The 18364-nt window shown below is 39.0% G+C and carries 17 protein-coding genes and 1 tRNA gene; 10 read left to right on the top strand and 8 right to left on the bottom strand.

The features are described from left to right. Window positions 1-63: 63 nt before the first annotated feature. Window positions 64-137: transfer RNA gene (locus tag EFY79_RS13665), tRNA-Arg, on the bottom strand. Window positions 138-432: 295 nt separating this feature from the next. Here EFY79_RS13665 and EFY79_RS13660 point away from each other — a divergent pair. The 5 genes from EFY79_RS13660 to EFY79_RS13640 all read left to right on the top strand — a co-directional run bounded on the left by EFY79_RS13660 (window position 433) and on the right by EFY79_RS13640 (window position 5000). Next, window positions 433-1164 carry a DUF4114 domain-containing protein gene (locus EFY79_RS13660; protein WP_123121280.1) on the top strand — a complete coding sequence of 244 codons (732 nt, stop codon included), beginning with the start codon at window positions 433-435 and terminating at the stop codon, window positions 1162-1164. 153 nt (window positions 1165-1317) lie between these two features. Continuing rightward, window positions 1318-2307 carry a thioredoxin-disulfide reductase gene (gene trxB, locus EFY79_RS13655; RefSeq protein ID WP_123121279.1) on the top strand — a complete coding sequence of 330 codons (990 nt, stop codon included), beginning with the start codon at window positions 1318-1320 and terminating at the stop codon, window positions 2305-2307. Between the two features lie 29 nt (window positions 2308-2336). After that, the gene (locus tag EFY79_RS13650; protein WP_123121278.1) at window positions 2337-2690 is read left to right on the top strand and encodes a dihydroneopterin aldolase; all 354 of its coding nucleotides are present in this window, start codon (window positions 2337-2339) and stop codon (window positions 2688-2690) included. A 228-nt stretch (window positions 2691-2918) separates the two neighbouring features. After that, on the top strand, window positions 2919-3929 hold the full coding sequence (locus tag EFY79_RS13645; RefSeq protein ID WP_123121277.1) for a DHH family phosphoesterase: 1011 nt from the start codon (window positions 2919-2921) through the stop codon (window positions 3927-3929). 18 nt (window positions 3930-3947) lie between these two features. Next, window positions 3948-5000: an FKBP-type peptidyl-prolyl cis-trans isomerase gene (locus tag EFY79_RS13640; RefSeq protein WP_123121276.1), complete on the top strand. Its 1053-nt coding sequence runs from the start codon at window positions 3948-3950 to the stop codon at window positions 4998-5000. Window positions 5001-5094: 94 nt separating this feature from the next. Here the strand turns inward: EFY79_RS13640 and folP are convergent, their stop codons facing one another. Further along, on the bottom strand, window positions 5095-5925 hold the full coding sequence (gene folP / locus EFY79_RS13635) for a dihydropteroate synthase (RefSeq protein WP_123121275.1): 831 nt from the start codon (window positions 5923-5925) through the stop codon (window positions 5095-5097). Between the two features lie 31 nt (window positions 5926-5956). Between folP and EFY79_RS13630 the strand changes: the two genes are divergently transcribed. The 3 genes from EFY79_RS13630 to EFY79_RS13620 all read left to right on the top strand — a co-directional run bounded on the left by EFY79_RS13630 (window position 5957) and on the right by EFY79_RS13620 (window position 8580). Next, window positions 5957-6523: a DUF1599 domain-containing protein gene (locus EFY79_RS13630; protein ID WP_123121274.1), complete on the top strand. Its 567-nt coding sequence runs from the start codon at window positions 5957-5959 to the stop codon at window positions 6521-6523. After that, the gene (locus EFY79_RS13625) at window positions 6520-7641 is read left to right on the top strand and encodes a BT_3928 family protein (RefSeq protein ID WP_123121273.1); all 1122 of its coding nucleotides are present in this window, start codon (window positions 6520-6522) and stop codon (window positions 7639-7641) included. Before EFY79_RS13630 ends, EFY79_RS13625 begins: the two co-directional genes overlap by 4 nt. Before the next feature lie 108 nt (window positions 7642-7749). After that, window positions 7750-8580 (top strand): glutaminyl-peptide cyclotransferase, encoded by an 831-nt coding sequence (locus EFY79_RS13620; protein WP_123121272.1) that lies wholly within the window; start codon window positions 7750-7752, stop codon window positions 8578-8580. Window positions 8581-8609: 29 nt separating this feature from the next. Here the strand turns inward: EFY79_RS13620 and EFY79_RS13615 are convergent, their stop codons facing one another. Next, entirely contained in the window at window positions 8610-9023 is a 414-nt protein-coding gene (locus EFY79_RS13615; protein WP_123121271.1) for a hypothetical protein, read from the bottom strand. 286 nt (window positions 9024-9309) lie between these two features. On the opposite strand from EFY79_RS13615, the gene EFY79_RS13605 reads away from it, so the two are divergent. Next, entirely contained in the window at window positions 9310-10575 is a 1266-nt protein-coding gene (locus tag EFY79_RS13605) for a T9SS type A sorting domain-containing protein (protein ID WP_123121269.1), read from the top strand. 141 nt (window positions 10576-10716) lie between these two features. Here EFY79_RS13605 and EFY79_RS13600 read toward each other — a convergent pair whose 3' ends face one another. Further along, window positions 10717-12213, bottom strand: coding sequence for a glycoside hydrolase family protein (locus EFY79_RS13600; protein ID WP_123121268.1), 1497 nt, complete (start codon window positions 12211-12213; stop codon window positions 10717-10719). Between the two features lie 199 nt (window positions 12214-12412). On the opposite strand from EFY79_RS13600, the gene EFY79_RS13595 reads away from it, so the two are divergent. Then, window positions 12413-14608, top strand: a complete 2196-nt coding sequence (locus EFY79_RS13595; RefSeq protein ID WP_123121267.1) for an HAD-IIB family hydrolase — start codon at window positions 12413-12415, stop codon at window positions 14606-14608. A 59-nt stretch (window positions 14609-14667) separates the two neighbouring features. Here the strand turns inward: EFY79_RS13595 and EFY79_RS13590 are convergent, their stop codons facing one another. The 4 genes from EFY79_RS13590 to plsX all read right to left on the bottom strand — a co-directional run bounded on the left by EFY79_RS13590 (window position 14668) and on the right by plsX (window position 18328). After that, complete coding sequence (locus EFY79_RS13590; RefSeq protein WP_123121266.1) at window positions 14668-15042, bottom strand: TM2 domain-containing protein; 375 nt, start codon at window positions 15040-15042, stop codon at window positions 14668-14670. Further along, window positions 15032-15337 (bottom strand): DUF2752 domain-containing protein, encoded by a 306-nt coding sequence (locus EFY79_RS13585; protein ID WP_123121265.1) that lies wholly within the window; start codon window positions 15335-15337, stop codon window positions 15032-15034. The genes EFY79_RS13590 and EFY79_RS13585 overlap by 11 nt, the downstream gene beginning before the upstream one ends. A 59-nt stretch (window positions 15338-15396) precedes the next feature. After that, window positions 15397-17250 carry a BamA/TamA family outer membrane protein gene (locus EFY79_RS13580; protein WP_123121264.1) on the bottom strand — a complete coding sequence of 618 codons (1854 nt, stop codon included), beginning with the start codon at window positions 17248-17250 and terminating at the stop codon, window positions 15397-15399. 136 nt (window positions 17251-17386) lie between these two features. After that, window positions 17387-18328 (bottom strand): phosphate acyltransferase PlsX, encoded by a 942-nt coding sequence (plsX, locus tag EFY79_RS13575; RefSeq protein WP_123121263.1) that lies wholly within the window; start codon window positions 18326-18328, stop codon window positions 17387-17389. Window positions 18329-18364: the final 36 nt, after the last annotated feature.

The raw sequence follows: 18364 nt of genomic DNA, 5'->3' as shown, positions 1-18364 counted from the left end.
CTGGCAGAAATGGATGATGTAAAAAAGCCACTTGCCCCAAAACGGGTAAGTGGCTCCTCTAAGTGACCCCGCCAGGATTCAAACCTGGAACCTTCTGATCCGTAGTCAGATACTCTATTCAGTTAAGCTACGGGGCCGGAGAGTCGCAAAAATAATAATAATTTCCCGCAGGAAGCGCTTGCTTTCAAATTTTGTTGAATTAAATATTAAAATTCTGTGTGCGGTTTGGATTATTCGGATTATTATCTACTTTTATATTCATAAGAAAAAATTGAAAGAAAATATTATTTTTGCTTTTACTTTGTTTATTCAACCTCTGTTAACTTAAATCAAATACACACCTTAATAAACGGCAATCGTCCCAAGCAGGTATGTGGCAAAATTTTTGCTCATGCTTATAAATTGTTAAAGCTTAAAAAAACACCTTGAATTATGCAAAACAAAATTTACTTACCTCTTATTGGATTATTGGTTGTGATTTCATCCTGCCGGAAAGATCCTGTAACCAAGCCGGTAGAATTTAAATCTACGGCTTATAATACGCTATCGTCTTATGATCTTACTGGCAAGCCAGACAATTTATTGCATGAATCGGTTTCTCCCGACTTACTGCAATTTATAGACACCTTGCTGCCGGATGGTAAAAATCTTTCCGTTACTCATCCTGAATTGTTTAATAACCCCGAAATCGGCGATATAACTATTACACAACCTTCCACTGTGTATATCACTTTTGTGAAGCAAAGCGGCGCTAATAATAATTCAATAGCTTTTTATACCTACCCCACGAATAAGCCACCAACAAAACCGGAAGATATTAAACAGATCACTTATTTCTTCCCAAGTGCTGGTAGTCTTTCGCCGCTGGTAGCAGGTGATAAAGTGAACCTGGGAAATTTTGAACCCGGAATTTCCATTGGTTTTGTGCTGATGCAAGATGCATGGAATGCTAAAAAACATGATCTGAATAATGATGCAGTTCATTTCTGTACGAATGATGCTTTAAATCCTGAAGTAGATCCCAAATTAAAAAAACACGGCGTTTTGATTTCTTATCCCCCCACTAAAAAAGTTTTAATCGGGTTCGAGGATTATGACAGAACATCTTCAGGATGCGACAATGATTTTAATGACGTTGTAGTGTACGCTACGGTTACCAACTAATGTTACTTAACTTAATATTAAACTGCAATCAAATTGAAATATTTGTTTGCAGTTTTTTTATGCCCTGGTGAGAGAAGGTGATCGCTTCCCTACCACCAAATTGCGTGGAAAATTACAATTCGTTAATTTTACAAATCAATTATTAAAAAAATTATGGATATAGGAACCGAACACGTTCAATGTTTGATTATCGGATCAGGACCTGCTGGGTATACGGCAGCGATTTATGCTGCAAGGGCTAACCTGAAACCCGTTTTGTATCAGGGTATCCAACCGGGAGGCCAGCTTACTATTACCACTGAAGTTGAAAACTACCCGGGATATCCGAATGGAGTGCAAGGCCCGGATATGATGATAGATTTTGAGAACCAGGCAAAAAGAATGGGCGCTGATATCCGCTATGGTTTGGCTACTAAAGTAGATTTCGGATCATGCCCATGCAGGGTTTTAATTGATGACGAAAAATGGATAAGCGCTGATGCCATTATTCTGGCTACGGGGGCCAGCGCCAAATGGCTGGGCCTGGAGAGTGAAATAAGATTAAACGGTTATGGTGTAAGCGCATGCGCAGTTTGTGACGGCTTTTTCTTTAAAGGTAAAGAAGTGTGTATTGTGGGCGGAGGAGATACTGCAGCCGAAGAGGCATTGTATCTTAGTAAAATCTGCAGCAAAGTACATATGTTTGTCAGGAAGGATCAAATGCGGGCCAGCAAGATTATGCAAATGCGTGTTTTGGAAACAAAAAATATCCAGGTATATTGGAACACTGAAGTGGAAGAAATATTAGGAGAAGGGAAAACAGAAGCCGTCAGAATAAAAAATAGCCTTACCGGGGAAATAAGCGAAATACCGGTTAGCGCCTACTTTGTAGCCATTGGCCATCAGCCCAATTCTGAGATTTTTAAAGGGTGGCTGGAAATGGATGAATCCGGTTATATCAAAACGGTGCCAGGAAGCACAAAGACAAATATCGACGGAATCTTTGCGGCCGGGGATCTTCAGGATAAGATTTTCCGGCAGGCCATCACCGCTGCAGGATCCGGATGTATGGCGGCAATTGAAGCAGAACGATACTTAAGTGTCCTTGAGCATCCTGTTCCATCTGATCATTTTCAGGCCGCTTCAAATAACGGAGAAAGATAAATTCCTTAATTTAAACTTCCCGGCTATTTATGATAAGGGTTCAACTGCACAATCTTATATTCAGGGCATTTCATGGAATTCATGAAGAAGAAAGAATTTTAGGTAATGAATACAGTGTCGAAGTGTCGCTGGATTTCCCCGAAAAGGCGGAAATCATAGAAAATATCAACGACACGATAGATTATTCAATTGTATATGGCATCATCCAAAAACGAATGCAAGTACCCACGCCTTTATTGGAAACAGTGGTAATGCTGGCGGGGAATGATATTCATCTGCAATTTCCCGCGGTAAAAAGCATTTCGCTTTCCCTCAAAAAACTAAGTATTCCTGTAGAAGGAATGCAGGGAAGCCCGGAGGTAAGCTGGCATAAAGAGTTTTAAAGTTCTGTTTGCAGTAAAAGAGCAAATCGTGCCCGTTTATAATCTCCGTAACGAATCTCTTTTCGCAAAAAAATACAAAAATACCGAACAATTTTGTTAGCGAGCCCGGCAATAAAGGATTCTATTTTGTGATAATACCCTAATCGAAAAGATTAAGTTTCTCTAAACAACTCAGAATTGAAACAATGAAGCATTTTGTCGATTAAATCAATACTTTTGCCACCTTTTATGAAAGTCCTGAACGAAATATTTCCGTTGTTGTCTGAGCCAAAAAAAATTGCGATCACTTTTCATCAGAAACCAGATGCTGATGCAATGGGATCAGGCCTGGGGTTATACAATTTCCTCATTCAGTTCGGACACACTGTTTCTGTAATTTCTCCTACTAACTGGCCATCTTTTTTAAACTGGATGCCAGGTGCAAAAAAAGTCTTTGATTTTGAATTACAGAAAGAGGAGACTTTGAACGTGCTGGAAAAAACGGATTGGTTATTTTGCCTCGACTTTAACGTTCTTAGCCGCACAAAAAACATGGAACCTGTAATTGAGGGACTTAATTGCACCAGGATATTAATAGATCATCATCAACAACCGCAGACAGAAATTTTCGACTACGGTTGGAGCGACGTTAATAAAAGCTCCACCGCAGAAATGATTTTTGACTTTATCATGGCCAGCGGAAATGAAGAAAAGATAAATTCTGAAGTGGCGGAATGCCTGTATGCAGGTGTGATGACTGATACGGGTTCCTTCAGGTTTAACTCTGCCTCTTCCGATGTGCATAAAATGGTTGCCAAACTTAAGGAACGCGGATTAAATCACAGCCAGGTTCATGAAAATTTATTTGATAATTTTCTTGAAACCAGGTACCGTTTTTTTGGCAATACTTTGCTGAACCGCATGGAACTTTTTTATGAATATAATACTGCGCTAATTGCTATTCCGCAAAAAGACCTCATAAGATTTAATGTAAAAACCGGCGATACGGAAGGACTCGTAAATTTTCCGCTAAGTATAAAAGGAATCAGGCTGGCCGCAGTAATTATAGACAGGGGAGACGAGAGGAAAAGCTCATTCAGAAGCAAGGGCGGCTTCGATGTAAATTCATTTGCGAGGAAATATTTTAACGGAGGCGGCCATTTTAATGCTGCCGGCGGAAAAAATAAGGAACCGCTTGAAGAAGTCATCGCTAAATTTAAAAAAGCAATAAAAGAAAATCAGGAACAATTAACCAATTAATAATTAACAAAAATCAAAATGAACAAAACAATTTGCCTGGCCTCCGCCATATTTTTGCTGGCAGCCGGCTGCGCCAGGCAGGATTTCAAAAAAGGCCCGGACGGAACGGAATATAAAATCATCAGCAACTCAGATGGCAAAAAAGCCGCAGAAGGCGACATTATGCAGGTGAACGCCTATGCCACCTATAACGACAGCATACTTTTTAATAGCGTGGAAAAAAGTGCTCCGAGATTTATTCCTTATGACACTACGCAGCTTCCTCCTTATTTTAAGGAAATACATGAAGGCGATAGTCTTGTTCTGAGGCAATCAACTGATACATTAATCAAATTTGGACAGGCAGCGCCTTTTATGAAACCCGGCCATTATTTATTACAATCTTTTAAAATAATAAAATTATTGCCGTCAAGAGAAGCTGCAGACAGCGTAGCCAAAACCTTTCAATCAAAAGCAAAGGCCATAGCAAAGAAAGATGCAATCGAAAAAGTGGAAAAAGAAATTGCTTCCAACGACTCTTTGGTGAAGGCGGATGACCAGGCGATTCAGCAATATATGGCTAAGAACAATATGACAGGCTCAAAAACCAAATGGGGAACTTATGTAGTTATTGATTCAGCCGGCACCGGCCCACTTTTGACAGATAATGATGTGGCGCAGGTGGACTACACGGGGCGTACTATGGCTGATGACAGCGTTTTTGATTCCAATACAATTCCCTCATTTGGCCATACCGAACCTTTATATGTTGATTTAGGCGAATTCCGTGTGATTCCAGGATGGGTAGACGGCTTAAAAATGATGAACAAAGGCGCAAAAGGTAAATTGCTTATACCATCTTATCTTGGTTTTGGAGCCAATGGCGCTCCGCCCAAAATTGCCCCGAATGCAAATCTTGTTTTTGATATTAAAGTTACAGACGTATTAAATCAACAACAATACCAGCAAGAATTGGAGAAACAGCAGCAACAAATGCAGCAACAGCAACGAATGATGCAGCAGCTTCAACAAATGCAGCGACAACAGCAGCAACAAAAACAACAGCAACAGCCGCCAAACGGCAGCAAATAAAAAATTGGTGAATTAAATTATAAGCCAGGTCATAAGAGGCCTGGCTTTTTGTTTTAAATAGTAAACGAATAAATCTCTGTGATTTTTATTTTGGTTATGCACCCGATATAGCGCCTAATAAAGTAACTACTTCTTTTGCTTCCTTCACATCATGCACACGCAACATAGAAGCGCCGTTTTGCAACGCGATGGTATGCAAAACAGTAGTGCCATTTAACGAGTCCTCTACAGAAATTTTCAGAGTGCGGTAAATCGTTGATTTTCTTGAAACTCCGGCCAGGATAGGCTTATCAAGAATTTTAAAAACACTTAAATCTTTTAATAATTTTAAATTCTGCGCAATATTCTTTCCAAATCCGAACCCCGGGTCGATAATAACATCATTAATTCCTGCTTGTTTGCATTCATCAATTTTTGCTATAAAATAATCGAGCACTTCTTTTGTCACATCATCATACTGCGGTTGGTTTTGCATAGTTTCAGGAACGCCTTTCATGTGCATACATACATACGGAACCCTTAATTTCCCGACAGTTTTAATCATTTGCGAATTCATATTGCCACCGCTGATATCATTGATGATGGAGGCACCGGCGGCAACGCATTCTCTTGCTACTTTTGAAAAATAGGTGTCGATTGAAATAAGAATGGAGGGAAAATCTTTTACCAGGCAATCAATGGCAGGAAGTAATTTCTCCAGTTCATCTTCAGCGGAAAAACGAGTGCTGCCCGGCCTTGTGCTTTGCGCGCCCAAGTCAATTATATCAGCACCTTCGCTCAGCATTTGCCCGGTTTTTTCTTTTATCGCTTCTAAGGTGCGGTGCCGGCTGCCGGCATAAAATGAATCTTCGGTAAGATTTAAAATGCCCATTATCAGCGGATTTCCCGCAAAAACGAACTTGCCCCTGCAATTCAATGAAAACATTATCTTTTTAAGTTTAAATTTGGCGATAATTATGGCGCAAGTTAATACGGATCTGCAATTTGATGATGCAGTTAATAAATGCAGGCAAATTTTTTTACAAAAGACAAAAGATTATGGCACATCGTGGAGAGTATATAGATCCATTTCTATTGCAGACCAGATTTACATAAAAGCGAAACGTATCAGGAATATCCAGGAAAAAGGGATTCAAAAAATTGAAGAAGATATCAATTCAGAATTTACAGGAATAGCAAATTATGCAGTCATCGGTTTAATTCAACTGGATATCAGCGACGACGAGGTAGAAGAGGTTTCTTTGGAAGAAACAATGAATTTATATGATGATAAAATAAAAGCCGCCAAATCGTTGATGATGAACAAAAATCATGACTATGGCGAAGCATGGCGCGAAATGAGCCAGGAAAGTTTTGTGGATCTTATATTAGCCAAAGTATTGCGGATAAAACAAATTATTCAGAATAAGGGTAAAACGCTCGTTAGTGAAGGTATCGATGCTAATTTTTATGATATTTTAAATTATGCAGTCTTTGCGCTTATATCGTCCGAAACTATCAATAGTAAAAATTTAGCCACATGAAAATAATAGTGAATATAGTCCGCGTAATAGTTGGAATTCTGTTTATTTTTTCCGGGTTGGTAAAAGCGATGGATCCACATGGGCTGGCATATAAAATGCAGGAGTTTTTTGACGTTTGGGCAATGAATAAAAGCCTTTCTTCTGTCATGTTTTGGCTCAGCGATTATGCTCTTCCTTTTTCCATCATCATGATAACGCTAGAAATCATTGTGGGTGTTGGAATTTTACTAGGACTTTGGAGAAAATTTTTTACGTGGCTTATTTTGTTGCTTATCATCTTCTTCTCGTTTCTTACCGGCTATGCGGCTCTTTCAGGCAAGATAGCCACGTGTGGATGTTTTGGAGATTGCCTGCCGCTTACGTCCATGCAATCATTTATTAAAGACCTGGTTCTGTTAGTCCTCGTTTTGATATTATTTTTTGGAAGGAAATATATAGTTCCACTTTTCAACCAGGCATTAAATATTTTGCTGGTAGTTATTTCTACATTCCTGGTTTTATATTATCAGTGGTTTGTAATGCGCCATTTGCCTACCGTGGATTGCCTGCCTTTCAAGAAAGGAGGAAATGTATTACAGCTTCGCAAAATGCCTGCAGATGCTGTTCCTGATAAGGTTGATTATGTTTTTGTGTATGAAAAAGATGGCAAGAAACAAGACTTCACAGTCAAAGACCTGCCTGACTCAAGTTGGCATTTTGTAAGCCGGAAAGATATTTTAATAAGTAAGGGCAAAAATAATGAGCCTCCAATTAAAGATTTTAATCTTGTAACAATTTCAGGGAATGACACCACAAATGCAGTTCTTAGTCTTGATGCATCTTACTATTTATTTTTTGTAAAAGGCTTTGAGCATACGGATTATTGGTTCAATAATTTTGCAAGTATTTATCAGCATGCAAAAAAAACAAACCGGTTACTCTACATTGTTACTCCCGAAGCGGCAAATGCGGATGAATTTTTTAATAGAAAGAATAATTTTCATCTTCCTGTCTTTAGCCTTGATGCAACCGCTTTTAAAACTGCCGCGCGCACCAACCCGGAATTGTATTTAATGAAAGGGCCTTTTATTAAAGATAAATGGGGATGGGCGGATTTAAAAGATGCATTACATGATTAATTTGTTAATTCTTTTTAAATTGAAAACACATCCAGTTTTCAAAAATTTAGCTTTTTATACAAATGCAGCAGAGTAATTTTGATTTTCTATTTAACGAAAACAGAGATAATGTTTAGTAAGATAATTCCCGCTTTTTTCATTTGTTTCTTTTTAGTTTCATGTGGCGACAATTCATCTACGCCTGATTATGATAGCTCGTTGCCGGTAAATAATATTCCTCCACCGGCACAAATAATGTATAAGGTTGTTTCTGTATATCCGCATGATTCGGGAGCGTTTACCCAGGGCTTGGAGTATTATGGAAATAAATTGTACGAAAGTACAGGTGAATATAACCGTTCCAGCCTCCGGCTGGTAGATCTAAAAACGGGAAAAGTTGAAAAGAGCTATTTACTTCCGGATAAGTCAATTTTTGGGGAAGGGATTACTATTTTCAACAACAAAATTTACCAGCTAACCTGGCAAAGCAACAAGGTGTATGTATATCCGCTCGACAATTTTACCCGTCCTGTGGATTCTTTAAAATGGAACCGCGAAGGATGGGGCGCTACAAATGATGGAAAAAATATAATTATCAGTGATGGCTCGTCAAAATTGTTTTTCGTACAGCCGGACGAAAAAAGCAAAAATTTCAAGGTCAATAAAATTTTGACTGTTGCCGATAACAGAGGAGAAGTGGATAGCCTGAATGAGTTAGAATTGATCAATGGATCAATATATGCCAACCGCTGGTACACTAATGAAATTATCAAAATTGATACCTCCACGGGCTACGTTACCGGGGCCATGAATCTGACCGGCCTTTTGCACCAATATGACCCCACAGCCAAATTTGAAGATGGCGCCGTTTTAAATGGCATTGCGTACGACAGTGCCACTAAAAAAATGTACATCACTGGAAAAGACTGGCCCAGGCTATTTGAAATACAGTTGCAATAAATCCAATCTTATCAACTCAATTCCTCAAGCTATTTATGAGGATTTGTAGTGACTGCTCCGGCGCCATAATCATTTTTTTGATAGGTATTGTATAATGCAGAACTTGATCCTAATCTTGTGTCTCTGTAGATTTTGGGCGCGTGTTCAACACTTGAATCAGCTTGCATTCCCGGAAAAGATGAGCTACCCGCAGCCTTGTGAGGATCTGTAGTTATTGCTCCGGCGCCATTATCATTTTTTTCGTAAGTATTATAGTTGGCCGAACTTGAGCCTAACCTGGTATCTCTGTATATCTGGTGCGGGGAATTGTGATTATTTCTTGTAGTGTTAATTGGATAAGTCTCATCGTTTAAGGCCGGTCTTTGGGAAGCGGTATCCTGGGCTGTCACAGGTGTTGATAAGATTAATGCGAGAGTAAAAATAAATCCTATTTTGTGTTTCATAGTTAAAGAATTTTATATAGGTGGCTCATAAAACATGCCATATTATTGGCGATTTTTTTTCTTGAAAGCAAATGCCACATTTGAAGATGAAAGCATTATAATTATTAAAAAATTTAAGGTGTTATTTTGATAATTGGATTTAATGATTAGTTTTGTACGGAATATCCTCAGAAAACTACCAAACTTTTCCCTATTTAAATTTTCCAAAGATCCCTTTTTTGCAAAAGAGCAAAATGAGTAAAGCCATTTTACCTGGTAATCATTTTTTATCTCTAAAACTTTTTTTATGAACAAGAATTTTACATTATTTAAGGTCTTTGCAAGTTTTTTTTCTCTTTGCACGATGTTGCTTTTCGCAAATGTGTCCTTCGCACAGGTCAATTGCAACCCCACTGTTTTGTATTCAGAAGATTTTGGAACCGGAACTGTCGCCACAAGCAGTCCCGATGTTTTAACCTCTGGCTTGTCTTACCAGCAGGATGGAAGTCTAACTTCTGAAGGCGTATACAGAGTCATAAATAATACCCAACAAAAGCCCGAATGGCACCTGTCCTCAGACCATACCGGAAATGAGAATGGGAAAATGTTGGTGATTAACGGCCAGGCTGAAAAATTCTTCCAGCACACTGTTATCAACCAAAGAGGGTTTGAGGCTGGAAACTATAATATCAGCACGTATGTGATGAATATAGATACTTTGGGAATTTGCGCCCCCGATCCATTATTGCCCATAATGACTTTTACTGTTGAATATCTTTCAGCAGAAGGCACGTGGGTGGGCCTGGATGGTTCTCCACAGTCTGCACCAGCGGTAAATCAAACCACTGAACCTGCCTGGGTAAATGTGAGTTCTGCCTTTACTTTGCCTAACCTGAATGGATTTTTCCCTACTCAAATAAGGATTACCATAGGAGATGGAACAAAGGGAGGATGCGGCAATGATTTTGCCATGGACGACCTCATATTTTCCATTTGCGAAGAGGGCGGAGTGGCCCCGGTTACGCTAACCAGTTTTTCAGCACATGCCAAAGGAACCAGCGTAAGCATCGATTGGGCTACATCGCAAGAATTAAATAATAAATACTTCCAGGTAGAAAGAAGCGCTGATGGAAACTCAAAATGGTCAGTCATTGCGACTGTGAACGGTTCAGGAAACAGCCAGGTGCTAAAAAAATATAATACCATTGATGCAAGCCCATTAGGTGGCATTAATTATTATCGCCTGAAACAAGTCGATAATGATGGGAAATCCGGCTATTCAAATACGGTGGCTGTGAAAATTCAGATACAAAAAGCAGCTATTTCGGTTTTGGCAAATCCCTTTTACAATAAACTAACCGTTAATTTTACCAGCCCCACTACGGAAATGGTAACAGCCAGGTTGATTGATATTACCGGAAAGCAAATTGCGGCTCAAAGCTGGTCAGTGAACAGCGGCACAAGCAGGCAGGAATTTAATAATCTTGGCGGTTTGCAACATGGAATGTATATCCTTTCTATCATTAGTAATTCCGGCGAAGTTCTTTTCAAAGGAAAAGTGATAAAACAATAAACAAATCCAACAGAAGGCATCTTTATAAAATTTCTAAAAGGCTAGCTCAACTATAAGGGCTAGCTTTTTTTTTGTTCAAGCTATCTGATTATAGTACAGTAAAAAGAGAAAAAACTGATTTTTATTTTTGCAAAAACTTATTTATAAGGGCCCAAGAGATGATTCGGGTGACTTACGAGCCTCCTCCTGGCTTGCATATTCATCAATAGGTTCCGGAAGGATTTTTACAACTGAATTTTGTAATGAAATTACCGACGAAGCAGAATAAAGGCCTATACCTCCTCCCGAAAACGCATAATCCATTAAAGTAAGCTTTACCTCGCCATCAATAGAAAATTCGATATAGTTTCCATAATGAATCAACCTGAAATTAAAGCGGTTTTCTTTATTCATCTTAAAAACACCTACCTGCAATTCATTGAAAATAAAATTCTGTCTTACATCCAACGGGTTAAATCCCCACGCCCGCATTTGCAGTAATCCATTTTGGACATCGAAAGAAATAAAGTAGCCATTTCCATCTTCGTCGATGTCGCTCACCAATCCCAGTTTCCCCATGCCTTCTACAGTTAGCAGTCCTTCCCAAATAAAACTGGATGAAGGCTTGTCAAACGAAAAGATTTCATAACCACTTCTTGAAGCACAGGTCCATTTATCCACTTCGATAGCAGATGAAGCCGTGGGATTGGATAACAGATGCTTCACATTGCCAAAATCTGTCTGCAAAATAGTTTTGGTAACCTGCATATCCCAGCGATAGTAACTTTTTATTAAGAGCCTTCCTGATTCATCGATATCGAGCTCCTTTGGAGGAGGCAGCACTCTTAATGCATCTATTTTACCATACGAATAGAAGAAATTATAAAGCAAAATATGATCGCCATCTTTAACGATTCTTGCTGCGTAATTGCCTTTGGGCAATAATACATCAGAGTGAAAGGAATGATATTCACCAAAAAAATCCCCGGCGAACCAATACCTGATTTTGATATCTTCACGAATAGAACCGATAATATAATATCTGCCTTTTAGCTCAAAAATGCACGGGCATTCAATATCGTCATACATCATGGGATACACAAGAGGTGGCCTTAATTCAACTACATCGTTGGTAATTTTCACCAAACCGACACATCCGCGCCGCGATACCGGGCCTGTGATGCTGCGTGCACAAACCAGCAGGTAAATTTCATTCTTATATTTATACCAAAATGGATCCCTGAAACTCAGCCATTTGCGCGGATTATCCGTTTCGTTTTCATAAAAAATGCCTTTTGGAGATATGGGAAAAATGTCTTTTTCTGATTTTTCCCAGTCGAGAAGATTGTCAGAAGTAGCCAGGCCGATTCTTGAAATAACGCCGCGATCGCGCCTTTGCAGGCCGGTATAATACATTTCAAATTTTCCATTCACTTCCACCACATCCATCGTCCAAAGCATGTCATCATCCCATTCCCCGGGGTTTCCCACAAACAATGCATTTTTAACTCTTTTCCATGAAATGCCATCGTTGGATACCGCATGGGCTATATAATCATGATTTGGAATGATAAGATGAAATAAGTGATATACACCTTCATGAATAATTACGGTAATGTCACCAATTTCCCAATCGCTAAATCCTGATCCTGAATACATAATGTCTAAAAATTTTTAAGAGATTACAAAATCCCTGCCACTAGTTATTTGCCTGTGATTGAAAACTGTTTCTCAAAAGGCAAATTTTCAAATCCATTTAAGATGAAGGCATCACTTTTGATAAGATGAACTTGTAATCCAAACCAATTATTTTGATTTAGTTACTTTTACCAACCTGGATTAAGTGAATTTAGTAAAAATGAGTGGATATTATATACAATTATTTAGTCCTCACGGGCTTATCAGATTTAAAGATCCCGAAATAGGAAGAGACAAAGATACAGGCGGACAGGTAAAATACATCCTCGAACTATTGGAAAACCTTTCAAAACATCCCCAAATCAGAAAGGTTGATTTGTTTACGCGGCGGATAATAGATAAAAGGGTTTCTTCTTCTTATGAAAAAGAAATTGAAATGGTTGATGAGAAAGCGCGGATTGTGCGTGTTACCTGCGGCGGAAATTTATACCGGTCTAAGGAATCTCTATGGGATTACCTGGATGAATTTGTTGATAAAACCATTCGTTTTATCGAAAAAGAAGATGATTTTCCTGATGTGGCACACGGGCATTATGCGGATGGTAACTATCTCGCCAGCCAGATAAGTGAAGTTTTTGGAATTCCTTTTATTGCAACCGGGCATTCGCTTGGCCGTAATAAAATGAATATTCTGTTGCAGGAGGGAATGCCGGTGGAGAGAATCAATGAAAAATTCAATATGCAGCGGCGCATTGAGGCGGAGGAATATGCTATTAAAAATGCAGATGTAATTATTGTGAGCACCCAGCATGAAATAGATACCCAGTATGCATTGTATGGTATAGAAAGAAAAGGAAGGTTTGAAGTAATTCCTCCTGGAGTAAACAATGACGTATTTTATCCTTTTTACCGGTTTGATATGCCGGGTTTTCAAATGAGCATCGAACAGGAGCAAGCTTTGTATAGGGTAAATTCAGATATTGAGCGTTTTTTGTTTAATCCCCAAAAGCCACTTATTCTTTCCATAGGCCGGGCAGATAAACGAAAAAATTTTGAAAGAATCATCCAGTCTTATGGCCAGGACCCTGAACTGCAAACCATGGCAAACCTGGCCATTTTTGCCGGCGTAAGAAAAGATATTACTGAAATGCCCGCTGATGAGCAGGATATTCTTACTAATCTTTTGTTGATGCTTGATAAATATGATTTGTACGGCAAAATGGCCATCCCCAAAAAAAATGACCCCAAGCTTGAAGTGCCGGAAATTTATAGAGTTGCGGCGCGCAAAAAAGGAGTTTTTGTAAATGGCACGCCAGGCGAAAATTTTGGATTAACGATTGTAGAGTCTGCTGCCTGCGGCTTACCCGTAGTGGCATCGCCTACGGGTGGCCCAAAAGAAATTCTTGAGCAATGTGATAACGGACTATTGGTGGATGTAGAAGACCCGCGTCAAATAGCAGAGGCGCTTAAGAGAATTATTTCAGATCAGAAATTGTGGGAAAAATTTTCTGCCAATGGCATCATTGCTACTAACCAATTTTATTCATGGACGGCCCATGCAAATAAATACGTAGAAATTATCGACGAATTATTTAATCCGAAAAAACAAGATGCTGAACCGATATTTACTCTAAAAACTTCATTTGGGAAAAAGTTGATGAAGTCTGATTTATTTATCATTTCTGATATTGACGGAACTTTGGTAGAGGAAGAGGATACTGAAGGCCTGCCAGAGTTAAGAGAGTGGGTCAATAAACGAAAAAGCAAGTTGGTTTTTTGTCTTGCAAGCGGGCGCAATAAAATCATAACGCAGGAAGCAATATCCAAATACGGGCTGCCCACTCCGGATGTACTGATTTGTTCCGCCGGTTCCGAAATATATTACACTGATAAATTGATAGCTGATAATGGATATGAAAGCCACATAGATTATCAATGGAAACGGGATGAATTGCAAAAAGCTTTATCGAAATTTCCCGGAATCCACATGCAGGAGCCAAATGCGCAATGGCAGTTTAAGCTAAGTTATTATGTTGATCAAGATTTTGACGACGATAACCTTGCCGATTTACATAAGTTTCTTGACGACCACAAGCTCAGGGCAAAAGTTTTATTAACTGAAAACCGTTATCTCGATCTACTGCCGTTTCGCGCCAGCAAAGGGAATGCCATGCGGTATTTAAGCTACAAATGGAAGGTTCCTCTTCAACAGTTTATCACAGCCGGCAACAGCGGAAATGATATTGACATGCTGAAAGGAAAAGCAAAAGGGATCGTAGTCTCCAACTATAGCCCTGAACTGGAACCGCTAAGGAAAAATAAGCTTATTTATTTTAGCCCGAAGCCCTTGTCCAAAGGTGTGTTAGATGGCATTAAGCACCACCTTGCTTCCATGGATTTGCAGGATTTACAGTAAACGTGTAAATAATCTGAATTTTTATTCTGCCTGAAATGAATGCAAAAATGAAAGAAGCGTTAGCGGGCAATCATGTTTAAGGTAGACAAAGTTTCGGTAATCATTTTAGCGTTGTATTCCATAGCAAGGTCTTTATAATTGACTGCATCGATGATGGTGCCGACAAAGCAGAGGCCTGCTGTAAAAAAATATAAAATGCCCATTCCGATATGGCCAATAAAAAAGCGCTGAATGCCCGCAATGCCGAACAGGCCGATTAATGCCAGTATCAGGATTAACTGTGGATCCTTTCGTTTAGCGCGATAAATCACGCAGAATTGTTCCAGTTCAGCATTGCTAAACCCTTTCGTTCTTGAATTAATCGTTATTAATTCTTCGGGCGTTGCGTTGTAAAGAAATTGTATGATCAGGGGATTGATGCCATTAGTTTCCATAATTATAACTTTTGGTTTTTGAAATAAAGTGCACAGAAATCAATTGATACATTCTGTGAAATATCACCGCCACCGCAAAAAAGCCAAGCGGATGGCTGTTGAAAGATTGTTTAAAATCGCCATGAAACAGGTAGCTAATCGAGTGGCCGAGGCCGCAACCCGGGCAAAATTGGATTCCGATAAATTTAAATAAGCAAAATGAATAATGGGTGTCGGTTGCCGGATTCATTAAGGCTAACAGCAAAATGGCGGTGACCCACGCAGTTAATTCAAAATATCTTCTTAAGAGTTTCATTTAATAATTTATAATTAAAGATATTAAATGAATTGAATTAAAACATGCCCGCCGGAGCTTTAATTTATTTGTATAAAATCCGGCTTTTTTACAAACTGGGTGTTATATTTAAAAATTACATTGGTAGAAAGGGAAAAACGGAAGCTTTCGTTATGGAAATTCTTTTCTGGAAAATAATAGGCTTTCAGTTCAATGGTTCCAAATACCAGGCTTTCGTTCCTGGTGCGGATGCCACCACCTAAAGCGCTTAATACCTTAGCATGATATTTATATGGCGAAAATACACTCACGTTACCGAAAACAAAGGGTGCAAACCGGAACGCAACCACCGACCAGGGACTGAAAAATTCAGATTCCACCTTTGCCGTAGATCGCAGTGCGCCGCCCACGCGCTGATTGTCTATGATTTCATTTCCATATTCCGGCATACCAAACTGGCTGTTTGCAAACAGCGGTTGATTATATACCGTGTTTACCTGTTGCGCAAGATCAAAATTCAGGAAAAAGCGCTGTTTCCATTTTGAGCCGACAGGCTTTAAGCGATCAAAATAAAAGATACTTCCCAAAAAATTCAGGTCTTCAATTGATGATTGGTTCAGATAGCCTTCAGCTGCTACTTTGTAACTTAAATAATTTCTCCTGCTGTTGAAATGATAGCTTTCAAAATTGAAACCCACGAAAGGCCGCTTTGCTTCCTGTCTTTTGGTGAAGCCCGCTGTAACGCTTAGCAGCAAACCTTCCGGGATGTCTTCATTTCGTCCAAAGCCGTAGATATACCGCGTCTTGTAAAAATTTTGGCGGTAAAAAGTAAGCGTGACAAGGCCGGCCTTGATGGTCTGGTATTTCCAATCATACACCGTGTCAAATCGTTTGGGCACTGATAGAAAATTTTGATTGATGTACCTGCCTCCAATTAGCTTTCTTAGTTTTTTTGATTCTTCAGATGTGGTAAAATCATTTGCGTTTATGTTGTATCCTGCCCATGTTTCAATATTGTAATACCGGTATCTTGTATTAGCAAGATAAAATGAATCCGGGGCATAAAAATTTCTGGTGTGATGATATGAAGCGTCTAATTCATACGTCCATTTCATATACCTGTTTACAAGCGGCTTCATAAAGCTGATATAATAATTGTTATCTTCCTTAGGCCCATAAATTGCGGGATAAAAACTTTGATAGCCTGCCCGTGCATTTATAAAGCTTCCGCCAAGATTCCGGTTCATATATTCGCCACCAAAGGCGAAATTATTTTTCCGCTTATCATCGTACAGGGCATAAAGAATGGCAGCATTTCCGCTGCCGGCAAAGTTATCTTCGCGAATTTCAAGATTTGTTTGTTTGAGGCCTAAAGAATTGATAGCGCCACCCATGGAAAACACATCCTTTATTTCAACAAATACATCCACAGAATCAGAGCCTGTCGCTGTTTTGGCAACAAAGATTTCTGCGTCCTGGAGATATAATAATTGCCTGAGATAGCGTTCGTTATCCGCCATTAAAAATGGTTTTACAGGGTCGCCTTTCTTAAAGAAAAGATTTTCTTTTATCACCTTTGTTTTAGTGATATGGTGAAGATCGTTGGCGAGATTGGTTAAGCTGTTGATTAAACGTTTTGAAGTATCGCCGATAGTAACCCCGAAAGGAACTCTTTCGATGATGATATTTCTGATGATGAGCCCTTCATAAGGCTCAAAAGCCACTTCATTTGTGCCGGGTTTCAAAGAATCACTCTTTGGCGGCTTTTCCAAATTTTCGATAACCTTATGAATTAAGGTTTTTATCCGGCTGGAAGTATCTGCCGGGTTTTTCAGACGGTTAGAGGTATCTATCTGGGCGTTTACTTCAAAATGTATACAAAGAATTGGAATTATAAAAAAAATATTATAGGAATATTTTAGTAATAATTTCATGTAGCGTTTTATAAGGCTTGCTAAAAATAAGGATTATTAACCAGTCGATTATCGTAATGAAAGGCTTCAAAAAATGGAGGAGGCGTAAACCTGGAATAGGCTATATCAACGATAATTTTTTTTGCAACCAGTAAATTTATAAAAAGTTGGATTTTATTTTTTCAATAAATTCCTCGTCTATCATTTTTTTAGCCATTAATATCATGTTATCAAAGGCGCCTGCAGTAGATATTCCATGGCCAATAATAACAGGCTTATTTACGCCCAGAACAGGCACACCTCCATACATTTCAAAATTAAACCGGTTAAAATATTCGTCTTTAATTTTCCGGTTTTGAACAATATCATAAATCGATTCAGCAAATTTTAATATAATGTTGCCTGTGAAGCCATCGCACACATACACTTCGGCTTTGCTCATAAGCAAATCGCGGCCTTCAATATTTCCTATAAAATTTATTTGCTTATTTTCCTTTAACAAAGGAAATGCGGTCTGGCAAAGAATATTTCCTTTCCCTTCTTCAGATCCTACATTTATCAGCGCTACACGTGGATTGTCAAAATTTAAAATGTATTTGGCAAAAAGACTGCCTAATAAAGCGAACTGTAATAGGTTTTCCGGTTTGCAATCTGAGTTTAGTCCTACATCCACAAGCAAAGAAGTTTTGCCATTATCGCGGGGCATGTAGGCGCCAATTGCCGGCCGGGCAACGCCATTAATAGCCTTAATGCTATAAAGCGATCCCACTAACATAGCTCCTGTATTTCCGGCGCTAATAAATGCATCCGTTTTTCCGGCGGCTAAAAGATGAAATCCAATGGCAATGGAAGATTGCGGTTTTTCTTTCAGCGCTTTTGTGGGGTGCTCGTGCATTTCAATCACTTCAGAAGCATGCACTAAATGTATCCTGTGTGAATCTGCATGGCCTGGTTCGAAATGTGGCGACATTTGGTCTATGTCTCCTATCAGCGTCAGATTAACGGATGAGTCAGAATTTTGGGATAAAAAAAGTTTAACGCCCTTGATAGTTTCTTCAGGAGCGAAATCGCCACCCATCATGTCCAGTGCTATATTCATTTTCGGATATTAATCATTAGTTATCGCTATAAAATT

Origin of the sequence: Hanamia caeni, assembly GCF_003721595.1 — a bacterium.
GTDB lineage: Bacteria > Bacteroidota > Bacteroidia > Chitinophagales > Chitinophagaceae > Ginsengibacter > Ginsengibacter caeni.
Note: the sequence above shows the minus strand (reverse complement) of the source record. Positions and strands in the feature narration are given on the sequence as shown.